This is a genomic window from Tsukamurella sp. USMM236 (assembly GCF_037148755.1).
Taxonomy (GTDB): domain Bacteria; phylum Actinomycetota; class Actinomycetes; order Mycobacteriales; family Mycobacteriaceae; genus Tsukamurella.
In genome coordinates, this window is sequence record NZ_JBBCSS010000001.1 from 518,180 (window position 1) to 537,045 (window position 18,866).

The following is an 18,866-nucleotide window of genomic DNA, read 5'->3' on the forward strand; positions in this document are numbered from 1 at the left end:
ATAACAAGTGAAACGTTCACCACCGCAGAACGATCGGAAGCAAACGCGAATCGACGGGTCGGCAGCCGCACCGCGGGACGCCGCGTTTGCCAGAATGGACCCCATGACGAACCTCAGCGACACCGGCGGCAACCCCCGGATCGGCACGGCGCTCACCTCCGGCGCCACGAAGGCGCTGATGCTGGGTTCGGGCGAGCTGGGCAAGGAGGTGGTGATCGCCTTCCAGCGCCTGGGCGTCGAGACGATCGCCGTCGACCGCTACGCGAACGCGCCCGCGATGCAGGTCGCGCACCGCAGCCACGTCATCGACATGACCGACGCCGCCGAGGTCCGTCGCGTCATCGAGGCGGAGAAGCCGGACTTCGTGGTCCCCGAGATCGAGGCCCTCGCCACCGAGGCCCTGGTCGCCGTCGACGAGGAGGGCCTCGCCGAGGTCATCCCGACGGCGCGGGCCGTCGCGCTGACGATGAACCGCGAGGGCATCCGCAAGCTCGCCGCCGAGGAGCTCGGCCTGCCGTGCTCGCCGTACGCCTTCGCCTCGTCGCTCGACGAGGTGCGCGCCGCCTCCCGGGAGGTCGGCTTCCCGTGCGTGATCAAGCCGGTCATGTCGAGCTCGGGCAAGGGCCAGTCCGTGGTCCGCTCGATCGAGGAGCTCGACGGTGCCTGGCAGTACGCCGTGGAGGGCGGTCGCGTCCGCAACGAGCGGGTGATCGTGGAGGGCTTCGTCGACTTCGATTACGAGATCACGCTGCTCACGGTGCGCGTCTACGACGCCGAGCGCGGCAAGGTGGTCACTCGGTTCTGCGAGCCCATCGGGCACCGGCAGTCCGACGGTGACTACGTCGAGTCCTGGCAGCCGCAGGCGATGAGCCAGGCCGCCTACGACGCGGCGACCTCCGTCGCGGGCCGCATCACCACCGCCCTCGGCGACGGCGGCACCGGCGGCCGCGGCGTGTTCGGCGTGGAGCTCTTCGTCAAGGGCGACGACGTCTACTTCTCCGAGGTCTCGCCCCGCCCGCACGACACCGGCCTGGTGACCCTGGGGTCGCAGCGGCTCTCCGAGTTCGAGCTGCACGCCCGCGCGATCCTCGGCCTGCCCGTGGACACCTCGCTCATGTCGCCGGCCGCGTCCGCGGTGATCTACGGGACGAAGGACAGCAGCTCCGTCGCCTTCGACAGCGTCTCCCGCGCGCTCGACGTGCCCGAGAGCGACCTGCGCCTGTTCGGCAAGCCCGAGGGCTACGCCAAGCGGCGCCTCGGCGTCGCCGTCGCGACCGCCGACACCGTCGAGGTGGCGCGCGCCAACGCCGCCGAGGCGGCCGGCCGGGTGGTCGTCGTCGACAGCGCGGACCCGTTCCAGCAGGGCGCGCCCGAGACCACGGCCGTGCCGATCCAGCGGCCGCAGCCGCCGCTCGACGACCCGTCGACCCGGGCGATGCCGGTGCAGCGGCCCGCCCAGCCGACTCCGGCGCAGCAGCCCCCGGCCCAGCAGATCCCGATCCAGAAGGCGCCGCCGCAGCCCACCCCGCCGCCGGCCCCGCCGACCGCGGCATCGCCCGTCGTGCCGCCGGCCCCGCCGACCGCGGCCTCCCCGGTCGTGCCGCCGCAGCAGCCCTCGTCGCGCGTGGCCCCGCCGCCGGCCGGCCCCGGCGAGCCGGTCGCGCCGACGAGCATGCACCCCGTCGCGGGCCGGCGCCCCGCGCCGCCCCGCCCGATCCAGCCCGCGCCGCGCCAGCCGACCGGCGAGACTGCGACGCGTCCGAAGCCTCCGACGCCCCCGGCGACTCCGGAGACCGAGGAGTACGACCACAACCCGCCCACCTCCATGGGTCTCCCGCCGCAGCGCCCGCAGGACTAGGCGAACCGCTCGAAGGCCTCCACCCACTCGGGAGTGCCAGGTCGCGGGGGAGGGGCGCGCCGCGGTGGCCCCGTCGGGCCGCCCACTTCCGCGCTTCCGCCCGACGGTGCCGCGGTGCCACTCCCGCCAGGACCTCGGGCAGCCCGTGGCCGCGGCCGGTGAAGACGGCGTGCACGAAGGCGGCGTAGTCGCGCCGGCGCGCCACCGGCACGAGGGGCGTGCTGCGGCGCGCGATCGTCAGTAGTCCCGCGTCGACGGACGGACGGGGCGTGAAGGCCGCGGCGGGAACCCGGCCGGCCAGGCCGAAGTCGTACCAGGGCGACCACTGCGCGGTCATCATCGTCGCGCCGCCGACACCGGCCCGACGGCGCGCGACCTCCCACTGCACCACGAGGACCGCGCCGGTCCAGTGCGGCGCGTGCAGCAGCTTGCGGAGCACGGCGGTGGTCAGGTGGAAGGGCAGATTCCCCACCACCGCATGGGGTTCCGCCGGTAGCCGGTGCCGCAGGAAGTCCCCGTGCACGACGGTCGCCTCCGGGTGTCGCGCGCGCAGGCGTCGGGCGTGCCCGCCGTCGATCTCGACGGGCGTGAGCGGTCGTCCTAGGCGAAGGAGTGGATCGGTCAATGCGCCTGCGCCGGGACCGATCTCGAGGATCGGACCGTCGGTGCGGCGGGTGAGGTCGACGAATCGGCCGATGACGGCATCGTCGGTGAGGAAGTTCTGGCCGTGCTCATGACGGCCCCCGTGATGGGTGGGCATGAAGGGAGTTCTCCGGGTCGAGGATCACCCGGGCAGCGCGAATCGCCGCCCAGCGGAAGGATGCTGGGGCGGTGAAGCCGAGATGGTGTGGGAGGCTCCGCCGCCGCTACGCGCGGCCGCGGTCCACCACTGCCGCCGCTGCCGCGGCGGCTGCTGCCGAAGAACTCACGGGGTGCACCCTAGGCGCCGTAGCGGCGGGGTGCCAATGGATTATCCGCGCTGCAGCCAATAGGCCTGGGACTTGATCCGGTCCTTCGCCAGGCCGAAGTCGCGCTTGGCGGCCTTGGTGATCTCGCGCGTCGCCTTGGTCTCGGCGGCGACGAAGAGGAAGGCGTCCGCGCCGATCCCGGCGCCGACGACCGTGGACACCAGTGTGGCGCCGCGGTTCTCGCGCGGCACCCAGGTGACGGCCTCGCTCTGCACGGGGAGCTCCCGCTCGGCGTCGTGCTGGTACTCCAGGTACACGCGGCACGGGGCCTGCGCGGTCCCGAGGATGCTGTTGATCGCGGGGATCGACGCGGCGTCGCCCACGAGCACGTACTCCGACGGTGCCGGCTCCTCCGGGACCGTCAGGTCGGCGCCCATCATGGTGGCGGCGATCCGGTCGCCCGGCTCGGCGTCCAGGGCCCAACTGGGCGCGGGACCGTCGTGCATCGCGAACTCGATGGTGAACTCCGAGCCCTCCGGCGCGACGATCGTGTAGCCGCGCTGCACGAGCGTCCCCTCGTCCGCGTCGGTCGTCGCGGCGCCGCTCTTCGGCACCCACAGGCGCACCCACATGGTCGGGAACCACGGGTTGTCCTGCAGGAAGTCGCCGCCGTCGAAACGGATGCGGTGATAGTGCTCGCTGACGGCCTCCGTCGACAGCACCGTGAAAACGTAGTCGTCCGCCCGCATCGCCTTGAGGATCAGGCCGGTCACTCCTCTACCCATAAAGCTGAGGCTACCCTAAATAGTCTTGACCGCCTACATATGTTGTGTGCGCCACGGAATCGTCGGTGTCGACGGTGCCTGCGATCGCAGCGGCGAACTCGGTGACGGTCGGCAGGGGGCCGTGGCTGCGCCGTTCCTCGACGGCGGCGGGGTCGCGGCGCTCCAAGAGCCGGACGATGATCGTGCCCTCGATCATGTCGCCCGAGACGACGCGCAGGTCGAGGCCGAGTTCCGCGGCGAGCGCGCGCAGGGCCCGCTCCCCGGCGAGCTTGCTGGCCGCGATCGGCTCGTAGCCGGCCGGCACCGGCTGCGTCTCCGAGAAATGGGCCTGGTGGCTGGTGACGAAGACGAGTCGTCCGCCCGGCCGCAAGCGGCTCGCGGCGGCGCGGGCCGCGGCGACCTGCGCGTCCCGGTTCAGCCGCATCGCGTAGTCCTGGTCGGCGCCGAGCTCCAGGCCGCCGGAGGCGTTGAGGACCACCGCGTCGATCGGGCCGAACGCGGCGACGGCCGCATCGAGGAGGTGGGCCGGTCCATCGGCCGCGGTCACGTCCGCGCCCACCGCGATCGCCCGCCCGCCGGCCTCGCGGACCAGGTCGCACACCTTCTCCGCCCGGCGTTCCTTCTCGCGGTAGTTCACCACCACGTCGTGCCCGCGCGCGCCGAGCGCCACCGCCGTCTCGGCGCCCACCCCGCGGGACGCCCCGGTCACCACTACGACCGCCATCGCTGAACCTCCATGCTTCTGATTTAGAACTGCCGCCAGCATGACGCTTCGATTTCAGAAGCGCAAGTAGGCTCTGTCTCGTGTCAGTGCGCGATGTGGTGCCGCAGCGCCGCGAGGAACCGGATCCCGCGGCGGTCGCTGCGATGGACCTGCTCGGTCAGCGCTGGGTGTTGCGCATCGTCTGGGAGCTTGAGCCGGGATCGCTCGGCTTCCTCGAATTGCGCAGGCGCATGGGCAATTGCAGCTCCAGCGTGCTCGCCACCCGGCTCGCGCAGCTCGTCGAGAAGGGCATCGCCCGCAAGCTCCCCGACAAGCAGTACGAACTCACGCCTCGCGGCGAGGCCCTCGGTCGCGCCCTCTGGCCCGTCTGGGACTGGGCGGCCGACTGAGCAGCACAGGTCGCCCCGCGAACTGTCCGGCCGATAGCAACGCCCCGGTCATGACGCTCGCTTAGGATGTTGCGCATGCAGAAGCGGACGATTCGGACTTCCCGTGCTGCGCTCGCGGCGCTCGCGATGGCATTTCTGGTGCCCGGGGTGGTCGGGATGGGGGCGGCATCCGCCGACCCGTCGACGGGCTCGGAGTGCCGGATGTTCGAGACCAAGCCCGGCTACGAGTGCCGATTCGGGACGTGGGAGCGGGACTTCACGCCGCCCAGCCCAGGGAAGTCGTGCACCATCGGAGAGACGGCACCGGGGCAACGGCTCACCTGCTCCGGCGGGATCTGGATCGTCAAGCCCGCCTTCCCCGGCGGCGAGAAGTGCACCGCGGTCGGAGCCCAGCGCGTTGGCCCGGGCGGGCTCCAGTCCTGTACGCACGGCCCCTACGGATTCACCTGGGAATGAATGCGTCGGCCCGTCGCGGCCGACGAGGAGGAGGAGAACGATGAAACGAGCGATTGCGGCCATCGGCGCGTGCGCGGGACTGGTGACGGTCGGGGCGGTCTCACCGCGGGGCCCGCGGGCGCGGACTGCGGCGCCGCCGCGCGGGATGATTGCGTCGTCCAGCGCGACGCGACGCGGACGGAGACCGTCACGGTCACCCGGACGAAGACCACCACGTCGACCACGACCACCACGTCGACGACGACGCGCACCACGACGGTCACCGTCACCGCGCGACCGGACTGAGCGCCCGCGCGGCGAGGAGTCACCGCGCGACCGAATTAGAATCATCGTGAGCGAAAAGTGCCGCCGCCCCGAAAAATCGGGACGGCGGCACCGTCGTACGTGCGCTCGGGACTAGTCCTGCTGGACCTTGCCCGGCTCCGAGGCGGCCAGCATGTCGCCGCGCTCGACGACCTTCACGCGCTCGCGGCCCTCGGCCTCGCCCAGGCTGCGCTCGTGCTCGTCGAGGCGGTACCAGCCGTCCCAGGTGGTGTACGGGGTGTCGTGGTCGTCCAGCCAGTCGGTAACGCCGGTGGTCGACGGGTCCGACGGGGCGTTCAGCTTGCCGGCGTGGAAGTCCTCCAACAGGCACGCGATGGTCTCGTTGGCGTCGCCCTTGGTGTGGCCGATGAGGCCGACGGGGCCGCGCTTGATCCAGCCGGTGGTGTAGACGCCCGTGATGTGCTGACCTGCGTCGATGACGCGGCCGGCCTCGTTGGGGATGACGCCGGCCTGGTCGTCGAAGGGGATCTCGGGCAGGTCGTTCGAGAGGTAGCCGACGGCGCGGTAGACGGCGCCGAGCTCCCAGTCGGTGAACTTGCCGGTGCCCCGGACGTTGCCGGTGCCGTCGAGCTCGGTGCGCTCGGTGCGCAGGCCCGTGACCTTGCCGTTCTCGCCCAGGATCTCGACGGGCGACTCGAAGAGGTGGATGAACAGCTTGTGCGGGCGGTTGTTCGGCTCGCGGATCGCGTAGTTCTCGAGGATCGTGGCGACCTGGTCGGTGATCTTCGACTCGCGGCGGGCCTTGGCCGAGCCCTCGTCGTACTCGATGTCCTCGGGGTTCACGACGACCTCGATGGTCTGCGAGTGGTCAAGCTCCTTGAGCTCGAGCGGAGTGAACTTCACCTGCGCCGGGCCGCGGCGACCGAAGACGTGCACCTCCTTGGCCTTGTTGACCTTGAGGCCCTCGTAGACGTTCGGCGGGATCTCGGTGGGGAGCAGCTCGTCTGCGGTCTTGGCCAGCACGCGGGCCACGTCGAGGCCCACGTTGCCGACGCCCAGGACGGCCACCTTCTCCTCGGTGAGCGGCCACTCGCGCGAGAAGTCCGGGTGCCCGTCGTACCAGGCCACGAACTCGGCGGCGCCGTAGCTGCCCTCCAGGTCGATGCCGGGGATCTCCAGGTTGCGGTCGGCGACGGCGCCCGTGGAGAAGATCACCGCGTCGTAGTGGCGGCGCACGTCCTCGAGGGTGAAGTCCTTGCCGAAGTCGAGGTTGCCGAGCAGGCGGACCTGCGGCTTGTCGAGCACCTTGTGCAGCGCGGTGATGATGCCCTTGATCCGCGGATGATCGGGGGCGACGCCGTACCGGATCAGGCCGAACGGTGCCGGCATCTTCTCGAAGAGATCGATGCTGACGCCGGGGTCCTTCGCCTCGTCGGACTTCATGAGGGCGTCCGCCGCGTAGATACCAGCGGGGCCCGCGCCCACGATCGCGACGCGCAACGGGCGGTTCTGTTCGGTCATGTGAAGTCGGCTACCTTGTCTGCATACGCGGTTGAAGTTCCCCACCAGGTTAGTGCGGACTTATCAACTGTTCCTAGTGCGGGTGGTCCATCCCACCCATCCAAGGAACTGGAACGTGTTCTAGTAGCAGAGGGTAGAGACTTCAGTGAGCGCAGACAAGGCCCCCGCCGGACCGCCGCCCGAACGCCGCACCACGGCGACCCCGTTCATCATCGCGCTCGTGGTCGCCGTCGTCCTCATCGGCGGCGTCCTGCTGTGGAACGTCATCCGCCCGTCCGACGAGCGGCTCAGCGACTCCGCGCAGGTCCAGGTCACGATCGGCCAGTACTACGGCGCCCTGAACAAGGGCCGGTACGCCGACCTCGTCGCCAACACCTGCGCCAAGGACCGGTCCGCCGCCGAGTTCCCGAAGGAGGCCGGCTTCCCCGACGCGCGCAAGGCCGTCGTCGAGCGCGAGGGCGAGGCGAAGCTGGACGAGAAGGGCGTCAAGAACCTCACCGTGAACGGCGACTCCGCGTCCGCCGATCTCACGGTGACCTACGAGAAGGCCGGCGAGCGCACCGAACAGGCGAAGTTCGTCCGCGAAGACGGCAAGTGGAAGAAGTGCTCGTGAACTACGCCGGAAACCTGACGCCGCGCGAGGCCTGGGAGCTGCTCGAACAGGACCCCGCGGCCATCCTCGTCGACTGCCGCACCGAGGCCGAGTGGAACTACGTCGGCATCCCCGAGCTTTCGCAGGTCGGGCGCAACCCCGTGCTCGTCGAGTGGCAGCGCTACCCCGACGGTGCGCTCAACCCGACGTTCGTCGACGAGCTCCGCGCCAAGGGCGTCACCGACGACGCCCCCGTCGTCTTCCTGTGCCGCTCCGGCCACCGCTCGATCGGCGCCGCCGAGACCGCCACCGCCGCCGGCGTGCAGCGCGCCTACAACGTCCTCGACGGCTTCGAGGGCCCCATCGACGCACTCGGACATCGGGGCGTCGCGGGCTGGCGCGCCGACGGCCTGCCCTGGCGGCAGTTCTAGGCTGAAGCCATGACGGAGTTCAGCCCCCTGCCCGACGGCCTGCGGCCCGAGACGTACGCGGTGCGCGGCGGCGTCCTGCGCACGAACTACGAGGAGACCTCCGAGGCGCTCTTCCTGAACTCGGGCTACACCTACGAGAGCGCCGAGGCCGCAGAGGCCGCCTTCAACGGCGACATCGACCGGTTCGTCTACTCGCGCTACGGCAACCCGACGGTGGCCATGTTCCAGGAGCGCCTGCGCCTCCTGGAGGGCGCCGAGGCCTGCTTCGCCACCGCCTCCGGCATGTCGGCCGTCTTCACCGCGCTCGGCGCGCTGCTGCAGGCCGGCGACCGCCTCGTCGCGGCCCGCTCGCTGTTCGGATCCTGCTACGTCGTGTGCAACGAGATCCTGCCGCGCTGGGGCATCGAGACCGTCTTCGTCGACGGCGAGGACCTCGCCCAGTGGGAGGAGGCGCTCAGCGTCCCCACCCAGGCCGTCTTCTTCGAGACCCCCGCGAACCCGATGCAGGGGCTCGTCGACGTGCGCGCCGTGGCCTCGCTGGCGCATGCCGCGGGCGCGCAGGTCGTCCTCGACGCCGGCTTCACGCCGGTCGGCTACCAGGATTCGCTCGGGATGGGCGCCGACGTGATCGTGCACTCCTCCACCAAGACGATGGACGGCCAGGGCCGCGTCATGGGCGGCGCGATCCTCGGCCGGTTCGACTACATCGACGGTCCGGTGAAGCAGCTGATGCGGCACACGGGCCCCGCGATGGCGCCGTTCAACGCCTGGGTGCTGCTCAAGGCGCTGGAGACGCTGGACCTGCGGGCCGAGCGCGTGAGCGCGAACGCGCAGAAGGTCGCCGAGTTCCTCGACGCCGACCCCCGCGTCTCGAAGGTGCTCTTCCCCTTCCTGCCCTCGCACCCGCAGCACGAGCTGGCGAAGGCCCAGATGAAGGCCGGCGGCACCGTGATCACCCTCGAGCTGGCCGATTCCGCTTCGGCCGCAGGGAAGGCGCGGGCCTTCGAGTTCCTCAACCGGCTGCAGGTCATCGACATCTCCAACAACTTCGGCGACGCCAAGTCGCTGATCACCCACCCCGCCACCACGACGCATCGCGCGACGGGGCCGGAGGGTCGCGCGAAGATCGGGCTCACCGATTCGATGCTGCGCCTGTCCGTGGGGCTGGAGAACGTCGACGACCTCATCGCCGATCTGGATCAGGCCCTGGGCTGAGCCACTCAGGGCCTCTGATCGTCGACGGCGGCGCGCCACGTCCGCACGGCCTCTGCTGACACCGGCGACATCCACCCCTGTGGCCGCGCGGCACTGCCGATGTGGAAGGCGTCGATTCCTGCCTGCATGAGTGGCGGCAGGTGATCGAGGCGCAGGCCGCCGCCGGCCAGGATCCGTTGCGGTCCAGACGCTTCCGCGACCAGCGTGGCGATGCCGTGATCGACGCCGGAGGTCGCCCCCGCGGTGAGGAAGCCGTCGAGCCCCGGCAGCTCCGCCACTGCGGCCCGGAGCGCGGAGCGGTCCGCGCAGTGGTCGATCGCGCGGTGGAACGTCCACGGCGCGCCGTCGATCGCCTCGACGACCCGCGTCACGGCCGGCGGATCCACGGCGCCGTCGGGGGTGAGGAAGCCGAGCACGAACTCCTCCGCCCCAGCGCTTCTCAGCTCGACGGTGCGCCGCAGCAGCGCGCCGAGGTCCCCGGGCGCGAATCCGTCGACGAGCCGGAGCATCACGCGCACCGGGATGTCCACGGCGGCACGGACCTCTGCGACGGTGGCGGGGGAGGGGCTCAGCCCGTCCGCCGCCATGTCCGCGACCAGCTCCACCCGGTCCGCCCCGCCCTCCTGGGCGGCGACGGCATCGCGTGCATCCAGGGCGATCACTTCGAGCAGTGCCATGAAATGAGTCTCCCAAAGGCGCCGCTGGAAATCCGATGGACCGAAGTGTTGCGGCCGAATACGCTGCCGTGCATGGATATGCGCAGGCTCCCCGAATCGCTGCGGCAGTGCTACTGCCGTCGGTTCGGCGTGCCCGCATAACCTGCGGCAACCCGGGCCGTCGCTTCACCGCCGGCTCGGTGCCCATGCGTCAGACGCATGGCTTCTCGGACCGGTGACCATCACATCGAGACGAGAAAGACATGGAGAAGATCAGCAAGTCCTTGGTCTCGTGGGCGTCCATCCTGGACGAGAAGACCCGCGAGCAGGCGGTCACCACGGCGAAGCTGCCGTTCATCTACCCTCACATCGCGCTGATGCCCGACGCCCACCTGGGCAAGGGCGCCACCGTCGGTTCGGTCATCCCGAGCCTCGGCGCCGTGATCCCCGCGGCGGTCGGCGTCGACATCGGCTGCGGCATGATCGCGGTCCGCACGCAGTTCACGCTGGCCGACCTGCCCGACGACCGCGCGACGGTCCGCGAGGCCATCGAGCGAGCGATCCCGCTCTCGCCCGGCCGCTACAACAAGAAGGTCGTGGCCACGGCGGAGCCCCGGATCGCGGAGCTGGAGACGCTCGCCGAGCGGGCGGACTTCAACCCGGCCCAGTACGCCGGGAACTGGAAGCTTCAGTTGGGCACGCTCGGCGGAGGAAATCATTTCGCAGAGCTAAGTATCGACGCCGACCAGCGGGTTTGGGCGTTCCTGCACTCCGGCTCTCGCGGCGTGGGCAACAAGATCGCCCAGCACCACATCGCCGTGGCCACGCGCCTGTGCAAGCAGTGGTGGATCGAGCTGCCGGATCCGGACCTGGCCTACCTCGTGGAGGGCACGCCCGAGTTCCGCCGGTACATCGCCGAGCTGACGTGGGCGCAGCACTTCGCGTTGCTCAACCGTGAGGAGATGATGGACCGGGTGATCCGGCAGCTCGGCGAGTGGGTGGGCACACCTGTCGTGGAGGCCGAGCGGATCAACTGCCACCACAACTTCACCAAGCGCGAGAAGCACTTCGGCAAGGAAGTGTGGGTGTCGAGGAAGGGTGCGATCGAGGCCACCGAGGGCAAGCTCGGCCTCATCCCGGGCTCGATGGGCACCGCGTCGTACATCGTCGAGGGCAAGGGCTTCGCCCCGTCGCTGAACAGCTCGCCGCACGGCGCGGGCAGGGAGTACTCCCGGTCCGCGGCGCGCAGGGCCTTCACGCACGAGCAGCTGCGGGAGGCCATGGCGGGCATCGAGTTCCGCGACAGCCCCGACTTCATCGACGAGATCCCGCAGGCCTACAAGCCGATCGACCGGGTGATGGCCGACGCGGAGCAGTTGGTCACGGTCCGCGCCGTCCTGCGTCAGATCGTCAACGTCAAGGGGCAGTGACTCGTTCCCCGGCTGGGTGCTCTCAGCCGGGGAACGGGTCCTCCGTGTGACCGACGAGGTCGGCGACGGAATCGATGGTGCGGGTAGGGCGGTACGGGTAGGCGGTCACCGACTCGCGGGTGGAGATGCCGGTGAGCACGAGGATGGTGCGCAGGCCCGCCTCCAGGCCGCAGACGATGTCGGTATCCATCCGGTCGCCGATCATCAGCGTGTCCGCGGAGTGCGCCCCGAGCGCGCGCAACGCCGACCGCATCATCAGCGAGTTCGGCTTGCCCACGTAGTAGGGGGAGCGGCCCGTGGCCTCGCGGATCAGGGCGGCCACGGCACCGGTCGCCGGCAGCAGCCCGTCGCGCGACGGCCCCGTCGGGTCCGGGTTCGTCGCGATGAAGCGCGAGCCGCGGTCGATGAGCCGGATCGCCGTGGTGATCGCTTCGAACGAGTACGTGCGGGTCTCGCCGAGCACCACGTAGTCGGGATCGTTGTCGGTGAGCACGTAGCCCGCGTCGTGCAGCGCCGTGGTCAGGCCCGACTCGCCGACCACGTAGGCCGTGCCGTTCGGCCGCTGATCCTGGAGGAACTTCGCGGTGGCGAGCGCGGAGGTCCAGATCCGCGACTCGGGGATGTCGAGCCCGGTGGCGACCAGGCGCGCGCGCAGGTCGCGCGGCGTGCGCGTCGAGTTGTTGGTGAGCACCATGAACGGCGTCCCGGCGGCCGTCAGCTCCGCGATGAACGCGTCGGCGCCGGGGATGAGGTGCTCCTCGTGGACCAGCACCCCGTCCATGTCCATCAGGTACGTCCACTCGCTCATGCCCGCGAATCTACTCCCGGCGGTTTCGCGTCGCCGTGATTCGAACCTTGACGACGGGCGCCACGACAGGGCATTCTCGACGCAGGTCATGAGTGCCAGCGACAAGCCCCGGCTCGCTGGTCGGCAACCCTCCTCCGCGGTGGGGTGCTCCGGGTGACGACCTGGCCGCACCGAACGAGTGCGGCAAGCGCGGATTCGCGGCACGTCGGAAACGGGTGCCGTGCGTCCTCATACCGAAGGACATCTCTCATGAGCATCGCCACCACCGAGCGCACCGCCGTCTGCCTCACCCCGACGGTCCGCAGCACCCCGCTGTCGCTGGGCCCCCTCGCCGCCGTGACCGGCGCCGACGAGTACGCCCCGCTCACCGACGGCGCGACGGTCCGCTACGCCAACTTCGACTACGCCGCGAGCGCGCCGGCCCTGGTCGAGGTGCAGGCCGCGGTCCAGGAGGCGCTGGGCGAGTACGCGAGCGTGCACCGCGGCGCCGGCTACCTCTCGCAGCGCTCCACCTCCCGCTACGAGCGGGCCCGCGAGGTCGTCGCCGAGTTCGTGGGCGCCCGCGCCGACGACCACGTGATCTTCACCGGCAACACCACCGACTCGATCAACCTGCTCGCGGGCTGCGTCCCCGGCGAGGTCGTGGTCCTCGACTGCGAGCACCACGCGAACCTGCTGCCGTGGAAGCGGATCGGGGCCCGCGTGATCTCCGCTCCGCTGTCGATCGAGGGCACCCTCGAGGTGCTCGAGAAGGAGCTCCGCGCGCGCCCCGCGGCCCTGGTCAGCGTGACCGGCGCGTCCAACGTCACCGGCGAGGTGCTGCCGATCCGCCGGCTCGCCGCGCTCGCCCATCGGCACGGCGCGCGCATCGCGGTCGACGGTGCCCAGCTGGTCCCGCACCGTCGGATCTCGCTGCGCGAGAGCGGCGTCGACTACCTCGCCTTCTCGGGGCACAAGCTGTACGCGCCCTTCGGCTCCGGCGTGCTCGTCGGCCGCGCCGACTGGTTCGACGAGGCCGAGCCCGTCCGCTGCGGCGGCGGCGCCAGCTACGAGGTGATCGGCACGCCCGTCTCGAAGTCCGTCGAGGTCGCCTGGCACATCGGCCCCGCGCGGCACGAGGCCGGTTCGCCCAACGTCCTGGGCGCGGTCGCCATCGCCGCCGCGTGCGAGGCCATCGAGCGCCTCGGCGAGGACGCCATCGCCCGGCACGAGCGCTTCCTCACCGACCTGCTGCTGCGTTCGCTCGAGGGCATCGACGGTGTCCGCACGCTGAAGATCTGGGCCGACTCCACCGAGCGGGTGGGCATCGTCGCCTTCACCGTGGACGGCCGCACGCCCCGCGAGGTCGCCGAGTTCCTCTCGTCCGAGCACGGGATCGGCGTGCGCGACGGGAAGTTCTGCGCCCACCCCGTCGTTAACCGATTGGGATGCTACGACGGCGCCGTCCGCGCGAGCATCGGCCTCGGCACGAGCGAGCACGACGTGCGCCGCCTGGCGCGCGCCCTCGAAGACCTGTCCGCACGAGCGAACTGAACCCGGAGGAATCCATGACGACCGTCTCCCGCCCCGCACTGGTGGTCACCGTCGACGGTGAGCCCGAGGCCTCGCACCTGACCCGCGTACGCGCCGCCGACCTGCGCATCGCCCAGCGGGAGCGCGGCTACCTGCGCGCCGAGGCCGAGCGCGCCGGGCGGGAGCCGGGCGCGGTCGCGCTCGAGGTCGACGTGGTGATCGACGAGCGCGCCGCCGACGCCCGCGCCAGCTACGCCCCGAGCGGCGCCGCGCCGCAGGGCATCACGTACATCGGCACCCCGTCGGGCCTGAAGTCCCTGATCGAGGACGTCTACGCGGCCGAGGTCGCCGACGCCGTCGTGCTGCGCCCCGTCGGCGGGGCGCGCACCAAGGACCTCATCGCCACCCTGCTCGCCGCGTAGCGGGGGCGGGCATACTGATCGGCGTGACCGAGCAGTACTCCGCCCGCACCGAGACCGTCCGCGCGGCCCTGGCCGCCGCGGGGCACCCGGACACCGTCCGCCTCGTGCCGGACGGTGCCAAGACCGCCGCGGAGGCCGCGGCGGCGCTCGGCTGCGAGGTGGGCGCGATCGCCAACAGCCTCGTCTTCCTGGCCGACGGTGCGCCGCTGCTCGTCCTCTCGAGCGGGCGGCACCGCGTGGACACCGACGGCCTCGCCACTCGACTCGGCTACGGCGCGATCACCCGCGCGAAGCCGGACGACGTGGCCGCCGCGACCGGCCAGGTCATCGGCGGCGTCTCGCCCGTCGGGCATCCGCGGCCGGTGGTCACCGTCATCGACGAGTCGCTCGCCGGCTATCCGGACCTGTACGCCGCGGCCGGGACGCACGACACGATCTTCCGCACCGACTTCGCCGCGCTCGTGGCGCTCACGGGTGCCAGAATCGTCACGACATCGGCGGCATAGGCCGGTTCGCCCGAGTCGACTAGTTCTCCTAATAGTTGTAGGCTGCACGTAGTTTTGCATGTCCGAACACGGCGACGTGGGCGGACGGGACCTGCGGAGGCGTGATGACGGACGAGGAACGGGCGGACCGGATCGAGGGGATCGTCGGCGTGATCGCCGAGCTCACCCGGCTCAAGGAGCGGCACGCCGTGATGACGCGGCACGCGGTCGCGCCGGACGGCGTCGAACTGGCGGCGTACACCGCGCTCTTCGCCCTGGTGAAGGGCGGGCCCATGCGCTCGTCCGTGCTCGCGGACCAGATCCACACCGACCCGTCCACCGCGAGCCGGTACGTGACCACCCTGACCAACCTGGGCTACGCCGAGCGCACCGCCGATCCCTCGGATCGCCGGGCGGCGCTCGTCTCCGCGACGGAGGCGGGGGAGGCCAAGGTCGAGTTCATCCGGCAGCAGCGCAACGAGAAGCTCCGGCCCCTCATGGAGCAGTGGACCGACGAGGAGATCGACCAGTTCGTGACGCTCGGGAACCGGGCGCTGGTGCAGTTCGAGCAGGCCCTCAAGCTGATGCGGGAAGGCGAGTGACCGCCGCGACGGTCCAGCAGGAGGAGACCGCGGGCGCGGGCCTCACGCACAAGCAGATCCTCTACATCCTGTCGGGGCTCATGACCGGCATGTTCCTGGCCGCGCTCGACCAGACGATCGTCTCCACCGCGATCCGGACCATCGCGGACGATCTCAACGGCTACAAGCTGCAGGCGTGGGTCACCACGGCGTACCTCATCACCTCGACGATCGTCACCCCGCTGTACGGCAAGCTGTCGGACATCTACGGGCGCAAGCCCTTCTTCATGTTCGCCATCACGGTCTTCGTGATCGGCTCCCTGCTGTGCAGCACGGCCACGTCGATGTACGAGCTGGCCGCCTTCCGCGCGGTCCAGGGCCTCGGCGCCGGCGGCCTGATGTCGCTGGCGCTCACCATCATCGGCGACATCGTGCCGCCCCGCGAGCGCGCCAAGTACCAGGGCTACTTCCTCGCCGTGTTCGGCACCAGCTCGGTGCTCGGCCCCGTGCTCGGCGGCCTGTTCTCGGGCGCCGACAACATCCTCGGCATCGCCGGCTGGCGCTGGGTCTTCCTGGTGAACGTGCCGATCGGCATCGTCGCGCTCGCCGTCGTCTCCCGCGTGCTGCGCCTGCCGCACACCCGCCGCGAGGGCGTCCGCATCGACTGGTTCGGCGCGGTCGCGCTGTCCGTCGGCCTGGTCCCGCTGCTCATCGTCGCCGAGCAGGGCCAGGAGTGGGGCTGGGGCTCGACGCGGGCCATCGCCTGCTACGCCATCGGTGCGGTCGGCGTCGTCGCGTTCATCGCCATCGAGAAGTACATGGGCGAGGACGCGATCATCCCGCTGCGCATCTTCAAGAACGTCATCTTCGCGCAGGGCGTGCTCATCTCGATGGTCGTGGGCGCCGCGATGTTCGGCGGGATCTCGCTGCTTCCCCAGTACTTCCAGGTGGTCCGCGGCGCCAGCCCGACGAAGGCGGGCTTCCTCATGCTGCCGATGGTCGCGGGCCTCATGCTCGGCTCGATCCTGGCCGGCCAGGTGATCTCCCGCACCGGCCGCTACCGCGTCTTCCCGATCATCGGCGCGGTACTGCTCACCGCGGGCATGTTCGGCATGCACTACATCAGCGCGGACGTGCAGATCGGCTACGTCATGGCGGGTGCGGCCGTGATCGGCTTCGGCCTCGGCAACCTGATGCAGCCGCTCACCCTGGCGCTGCAGAACATCCTGCCGCCGCGCGACATGGGCGTCTCCACCGCCGCCGCGACCTTCTTCCGCCAGATCGGCGGCACGCTGGGCGTCGCGGTCTTCCTCTCCGTGCTGTTCTCGCAGATGCCGCACAAGATGAGCAGCCGCATGACCGATGCGGCCGCGGACCCCGAGTACACGGCCGCCGTCCAGCGCGCCGCCGCCGGCCACGACGGCCCGGCCGCGCAGGACTTCGCCACGAAGCTCGTGCACGGCGATTCCAGCGCCGTCAGCGACGTCATGTCCGACACCTCCGCGCTGCAGAAGCTGCCCGACACCCTGGTGCACCCGCTCAAGGCCGGGTTCGCCGACTCCATGGACGTGGTCTTCCTCGCCGTCACCGTGCTGGCGGCGATCGGCCTGGTCCTCGTACTGTTCTGGAAGGCGGTGCCCCTGCGCACCGCCCCGGCCATCGAGGCGACCACCCCAGAGGCCGGCGCCGCCGCGACGCCTGACAGCATCGAGACCGCGGAGATCAGCGCCGCCGCGGCATCCGTGGCGGGCACAGCAGCGACGGAGGAGATCGTGACCGAACCGCCCACCGGCCCCGTCCCCACACCGCCCACGCCCGCGCAGGCCGCGGCCTCCCGCTCCGAGATCGACGAGCTCCGGGCCCAGAACGCCTCGCTCGCCGCCGAACTCGCCGAGCTGCGCACCGGCTACCGGGCGATCGCCGGCAACACCCGGCTGCGCGCCTCCGGCACCACCGACTCCGTGCGCTTCGCCGTCGAAGCCACCGGTCCCGGCGGGGCCCGATCGGGCCGGATGGTGCTGCCCCGCGGCGAGATCGCCACGCCCGCCTACGTGCCGGTGGCGAGCCGCGGCGCGATCGCCGGCCTCACCCCGCGCGAGCTGACCGACCTCGGCGCCGCGGCGCTGACCGTCGACCTGCACGAGCTGTACCTGCAGCCCGGTGTCGACGTCATCGAGGGCGCCGGCGGCATCGGCGCCGCGATGGCCTGGGCGGCGCCCACGATCGCCGACACCGGCGTCGCCGCCGTCGCGGAGCAGCGCAAGACGCGGATCACCGACGAGGGCATCGCCTTCCGCGGCCGCCTCGACGGCTCGCCACACCGCTGGGACCCCGAGGAGACGGTCCGCCTCGCGCACCGCATGGGCTTCGACGTCGCCTTCGCCCTCGCGGACGCGGAGGACCCCGCGCGCACCGAGCGCTGGGCCCGCCGGGCCCTCGCCGAGCACGCCTGGCAGACCGCGGACCGGCACGACGCCCTCTCGCTGTGGGCCGTGGTGACCGGCGGCGCGGACCCCGAGCGTCGACGGTCCGCGGCCCGCGCACTGCGCAGGCTCGCGGACGAGGATCGGCGGGCCGGCGGACTGGGCTTCGGCGGCTACCGGATCGAGGGCGTCGGTGCCCCCGCCCACGAGACCGCGCTGCTGCGCGCCGTCGTCGGCGAGCTCGAGACGGACCGCCCGCGCTACCTCGGCGGCATCACCGGCCCGGCGGATCTGCTGGCCGCGATCGAGGCGGGCGTGGACCTGCTCGACGGCACCGAGCCCGCGCGGGCCGGCGCCGAGGGCCGCGTCTACACCTCGACGGGCGTCCTCGACGTCACCGATCCCGCGCTGCGCGCGGACTTCCGGCCGCTCGATCCCGCCGAGGGGCGCCCGGGCGGGCCCAACCGGACGGACGCCTTCACCCGCGCCTACGTGCACCACCTCTTCGCCGCGAACGAGGGCCTCGCCGTGACGCTGTGCACCCTGCACAACGAGCACTTCTTCGTGTCCCTCGCCGCGGCCGCGCGCCGCGCGATCCGCGACGGGGGTTACCCGGCCTTCACCGCGTCGTTCCTGCGGCGGTTCGGTAAGGTCTAGCCCGATCCGCTACCCCGATCGGCAGGAGAAAGCCGTTGCGCCGCAGTGACCAGACCCGTTCCCTCGGCATCCTCGCGGCGCTCGCCGCGTCGGGCCTCCTGCTCGCCGGCTGCGGCGGGAGCGGCGACGAGACGGCACCGTCGTCCGCCGCCCCGGACGTCGACGTGCCGTCGAAGGCGCTCGCCCAGGCTGACCTGCCCGCGGGGCTGACCCTGACCACCGTGTCGAGCGACGACGCCTTCCAGGGCGCCATGAACTCCGTCGGCCAGGTGCAGGCGGCGCAGATCACGCCCGCGGCCTGCAAGGACAAGAACGTCGCCGCGCAGCAGGAGGTCGTGGAGACGATCAAGTTCGGCGTCCAGCAGAACATCGCGAAGGGCGACGCCGCCGTCTACGGCGTCACGCTGCTGCCGGGCTCGGCGCGCCTGGACGTCTTCGAGGCCGCCGGCACAGGGGAGTGCGCGACCGTGAAGTACGGCGATGCGCTGACCCAGACCGCCGTCCGCAAGGACCTGCCCGCGAACGTCGGCGGCACGGGCTTCGTGCTCGAGATGACCCGCACGATCAGCGGGCAGTCCGCCGGCGCCCGCACCGCCTACTTCAGCAAGGGCGGCGTGGTCGCGATGGTCACCGCCAACCCGGGGGCCGACGGCAAGATCGACCAGGCCGGCTTCGAGGAGATCCTGGGGCGCGTCGCCGGCAAGCTGTAGCCCGCAAGCCCGGACAGACGCGAAGCGGCGGCGAGGAGA

Annotated in this window: 19 protein-coding genes, 2 pseudogenes and 1 riboswitch; of the genes and pseudogenes, 15 read left to right on the top strand and 6 right to left on the bottom strand. The window is 71.4% G+C overall.

What is annotated here, in order from left to right:
* Positions 1–103 precede the first annotated feature (103 nt).
* A complete protein-coding gene (gene purT / locus WFK95_RS02340) occupies positions 104–1,858 on the top strand; it encodes a formate-dependent phosphoribosylglycinamide formyltransferase (RefSeq protein ID WP_336669768.1) in 1,755 nt (584 codons plus the stop codon).
* Positions 1,859–1,895: 37 nt separating this feature from the next.
* On the opposite strand, the pseudogene erm reads toward purT, so the two are convergent.
* From erm to WFK95_RS02355, 3 genes and pseudogenes are all read right to left on the bottom strand, one after another.
* A pseudogene (gene erm / locus WFK95_RS02345) lies at positions 1,896–2,618 on the bottom strand (23S ribosomal RNA methyltransferase Erm); the annotation flags it as partial.
* 210 nt (positions 2,619–2,828) lie between these two features.
* A complete protein-coding gene (locus WFK95_RS02350; protein ID WP_336669769.1) occupies positions 2,829–3,551 on the bottom strand; it encodes a siderophore-interacting protein in 723 nt (240 codons plus the stop codon).
* 10 nt (positions 3,552–3,561) lie between these two features.
* Positions 3,562–4,275: an SDR family oxidoreductase gene (locus WFK95_RS02355; RefSeq protein ID WP_336669770.1), complete on the bottom strand. Its 714-nt coding sequence runs from the start codon at positions 4,273–4,275 to the stop codon at positions 3,562–3,564.
* Positions 4,276–4,355: 80 nt separating this feature from the next.
* Between WFK95_RS02355 and WFK95_RS02360 the strand changes: the two genes are divergently transcribed.
* The 3 genes from WFK95_RS02360 (at position 4,356) to WFK95_RS02370 (ending at position 5,405) form a co-directional block, all read left to right on the top strand.
* A complete protein-coding gene (locus WFK95_RS02360; protein WP_224645930.1) occupies positions 4,356–4,664 on the top strand; it encodes a winged helix-turn-helix transcriptional regulator in 309 nt (102 codons plus the stop codon).
* Between the two features lie 75 nt (positions 4,665–4,739).
* Positions 4,740–5,120 carry a hypothetical protein gene (locus WFK95_RS02365; protein ID WP_336669771.1) on the top strand — a complete coding sequence of 127 codons (381 nt, stop codon included), beginning with the start codon at positions 4,740–4,742 and terminating at the stop codon, positions 5,118–5,120.
* Between the two features lie 69 nt (positions 5,121–5,189).
* Entirely contained in the window at positions 5,190–5,405 is a 216-nt protein-coding gene (locus tag WFK95_RS02370; RefSeq protein WP_336669772.1) for a hypothetical protein, read from the top strand.
* 111 nt (positions 5,406–5,516) lie between these two features.
* Here WFK95_RS02370 and WFK95_RS02375 read toward each other — a convergent pair whose 3' ends face one another.
* Positions 5,517–6,905 (bottom strand): FAD-dependent oxidoreductase, encoded by a 1,389-nt coding sequence (locus WFK95_RS02375; protein ID WP_224645933.1) that lies wholly within the window; start codon positions 6,903–6,905, stop codon positions 5,517–5,519.
* 145 nt (positions 6,906–7,050) lie between these two features.
* On the opposite strand from WFK95_RS02375, the gene WFK95_RS02380 reads away from it, so the two are divergent.
* Genes WFK95_RS02380 through WFK95_RS02390 form a run of 3 tightly spaced genes read left to right on the top strand, consistent with a single transcriptional unit; the run spans position 7,051 to position 9,143 of the window.
* Positions 7,051–7,518 (top strand): Rv0361 family membrane protein, encoded by a 468-nt coding sequence (locus tag WFK95_RS02380; protein WP_336669773.1) that lies wholly within the window; start codon positions 7,051–7,053, stop codon positions 7,516–7,518.
* Complete coding sequence (locus WFK95_RS02385; protein WP_336669774.1) at positions 7,515–7,928, top strand: rhodanese-like domain-containing protein; 414 nt, start codon at positions 7,515–7,517, stop codon at positions 7,926–7,928. The genes WFK95_RS02380 and WFK95_RS02385 overlap by 4 nt, the downstream gene beginning before the upstream one ends.
* A 9-nt stretch (positions 7,929–7,937) precedes the next feature.
* Positions 7,938–9,143, top strand: a complete 1,206-nt coding sequence (locus tag WFK95_RS02390) for an O-succinylhomoserine sulfhydrylase (RefSeq protein ID WP_336669775.1) — start codon at positions 7,938–7,940, stop codon at positions 9,141–9,143.
* Positions 9,144–9,148: 5 nt separating this feature from the next.
* On the opposite strand, the gene WFK95_RS02395 is transcribed toward WFK95_RS02390, so the two are convergent.
* Positions 9,149–9,820, bottom strand: a complete 672-nt coding sequence (locus tag WFK95_RS02395) for a copper homeostasis protein CutC (protein ID WP_336669776.1) — start codon at positions 9,818–9,820, stop codon at positions 9,149–9,151.
* Positions 9,821–10,062: 242 nt separating this feature from the next.
* On the opposite strand from WFK95_RS02395, the gene WFK95_RS02400 reads away from it, so the two are divergent.
* A complete protein-coding gene (locus tag WFK95_RS02400) occupies positions 10,063–11,229 on the top strand; it encodes an RtcB family protein (protein WP_336669777.1) in 1,167 nt (388 codons plus the stop codon).
* 22 nt (positions 11,230–11,251) lie between these two features.
* On the opposite strand, the gene WFK95_RS02405 is transcribed toward WFK95_RS02400, so the two are convergent.
* Positions 11,252–12,037, bottom strand: a complete 786-nt coding sequence (locus tag WFK95_RS02405) for an HAD-IIA family hydrolase (RefSeq protein WP_161499513.1) — start codon at positions 12,035–12,037, stop codon at positions 11,252–11,254.
* 84 nt (positions 12,038–12,121) lie between these two features.
* A riboswitch (SAM riboswitch) is annotated at positions 12,122–12,233 on the top strand.
* 53 nt (positions 12,234–12,286) lie between these two features.
* Between WFK95_RS02405 and WFK95_RS02410 the strand changes: the two genes are divergently transcribed.
* The 7 genes and pseudogenes from WFK95_RS02410 to WFK95_RS02440 all read left to right on the top strand — a co-directional run bounded on the left by WFK95_RS02410 (position 12,287) and on the right by WFK95_RS02440 (position 18,827).
* Positions 12,287–13,570, top strand: a complete 1,284-nt coding sequence (locus WFK95_RS02410) for an aminotransferase class V-fold PLP-dependent enzyme (protein ID WP_336669778.1) — start codon at positions 12,287–12,289, stop codon at positions 13,568–13,570.
* 14 nt (positions 13,571–13,584) lie between these two features.
* Positions 13,585–13,971 (top strand): hypothetical protein, encoded by a 387-nt coding sequence (locus tag WFK95_RS02415; protein WP_224645945.1) that lies wholly within the window; start codon positions 13,585–13,587, stop codon positions 13,969–13,971.
* A gap of 23 nt (positions 13,972–13,994) precedes the next feature.
* Complete coding sequence (locus tag WFK95_RS02420; RefSeq protein WP_224645946.1) at positions 13,995–14,477, top strand: YbaK/EbsC family protein; 483 nt, start codon at positions 13,995–13,997, stop codon at positions 14,475–14,477.
* A 104-nt stretch (positions 14,478–14,581) separates the two neighbouring features.
* Positions 14,582–15,058 (top strand): MarR family winged helix-turn-helix transcriptional regulator, encoded by a 477-nt coding sequence (locus WFK95_RS02425; RefSeq protein ID WP_224645947.1) that lies wholly within the window; start codon positions 14,582–14,584, stop codon positions 15,056–15,058.
* Positions 15,055–16,716: pseudogene (locus WFK95_RS02430) on the top strand (MDR family MFS transporter); the annotation flags it as partial. The gene WFK95_RS02425 and the pseudogene WFK95_RS02430, both read left to right, overlap by 4 nt.
* 282 nt (positions 16,717–16,998) lie before the next feature.
* Positions 16,999–18,117: a tRNA-ribosyltransferase family protein gene (locus WFK95_RS02435; protein WP_224646036.1), complete on the top strand. Its 1,119-nt coding sequence runs from the start codon at positions 16,999–17,001 to the stop codon at positions 18,115–18,117.
* A 35-nt stretch (positions 18,118–18,152) separates the two neighbouring features.
* Positions 18,153–18,827, top strand: coding sequence for a hypothetical protein (locus WFK95_RS02440; RefSeq protein WP_336669779.1), 675 nt, complete (start codon positions 18,153–18,155; stop codon positions 18,825–18,827).
* Positions 18,828–18,866 lie beyond the last annotated feature (39 nt).